The 1,397-nt window shown below is 64.9% G+C and carries 1 protein-coding gene; it reads left to right on the top strand.

Annotated elements, in window-relative coordinates; translation table 11 throughout:
• Positions 1–153 precede the first annotated feature (153 nt).
• On the top strand, positions 154–1,397 hold a 1,244-nt coding region (locus LQV45_RS32505; protein WP_230011689.1), incomplete at its 3' end, for an MFS transporter.

Below are 1,397 nucleotides of genomic sequence, written 5' to 3'. Positions count from 1 at the left end.
CTTTGCATCAGCATCGCATTGCGGTGGGCGCTGGTGGGATGTGCCTGCAGGACCATGCTCATGCGTGAACTGCCCGGTCTGCTCCAGAGGAGGCGACATGTCCGGTTGTGTGGTGGACCCGAGCGAGCCATCGAGTGTGGGAGGCGGGCCGCGATGAACTCTCCGAAGGACGCCGGGACCCCGCCGGTGCAGTTCAACCAAAGGCTGGCGCTGCTGCTGGCGATGGCGATGTTCGTGCTGGTTGTCGACACGTCGATCATGAACGTCTCGATCTCCGCGGTGGTGCACGACATAGGTGCGACCGTCAGCGGACTCCAGTCGACAATCGCCCTCGAGGCGCTGGTATCCGCGGCCTTTATCCTGATCGGCGGCAAGATCGGCGACCTGATCGGACGCAAGCGCGCCTACGTCATTGGGCTTTCCTGCTACGCCGTCGGCGCCGTGGCGATGACCCTGGCCCAGACCCTCCTCCCGGTGATCATCTGCTGGGCCCTGATCGGCGGCCTTGGCGCCTCGCTGCTCCTTCCCGCCATGCAGTCCCTCATCCACGGAAATTTCGAGGGAGATGCCCAGCACCGGGTCTACGCCCTGGTCGGCGCGTCGGCCGCGATCGCCGCCGCCGTCGGGCCTCTGCTCGGCGGCTTCCTGACCACGTTCCTGTCCTGGCGCGTCGCCTTCCTGCTCGAGGCCCTCATCATCGCGGTCGTCCTGTCCGGAATCAAGCTCGTCAAAGACGTGCCGTACACCGGGCCCCGGGAACTGGATCTCTTCGGATCACTTCTGTCCATCGTCGGCATGGGCGGCGTCGTGCTCGGAATCCTGGTCTGGCAGGAAGGCGGCGAGGCAGTGGGCGCACTCCTGGCCGTGGGTGCCGTCGGACTGGGCGGCCTGGTCTACTGGCTCCTTCAGCGCAAACGCCGCAACAAGCCGACGCTGCTGGATCCGGACCTGTTCCAGGCAAAAGCCTTCCGCTTTGGTGCCACGGGACAAATGCTCCAGCAGATCGCTCTGGGCGGCACCATGATCGTGCTGCCCATCTACCTTCAGATGGTGCTCGGATACAACGCGATGCAGTCAGGTCTGTCCATCGCCCCGCTCTCGCTGACCATGTTCGCTGTCGCCATGATCGTCGGGAAGAGGTCCGGGAGGCGGCGCCCGGCCAGCCTCATACGTTGGGGCTTTCTGTTTCTGATCGCGGGTTTGGTGGTGCTGGTCCCCATCGTGCCGCGAGCTGACTCCGGCTGGTGGCTGCTGATCCCGCTGATCATTTCAGGCTTTGGCCTGGGGCTGCTGGTATCCCAACTCAACAACTACACCTTGTCCCCGATTTCGGACGAGCGGGTCAGCGAGGCCGCCAGCGTGAACTCGGCCGCGGGATCGTTCGGCTTGTCCTTCGG

This window comes from Microbacterium sp. Bi128, assembly GCF_918698205.1.
This window is presented reverse-complemented; position numbering and strand designations above follow the sequence as displayed.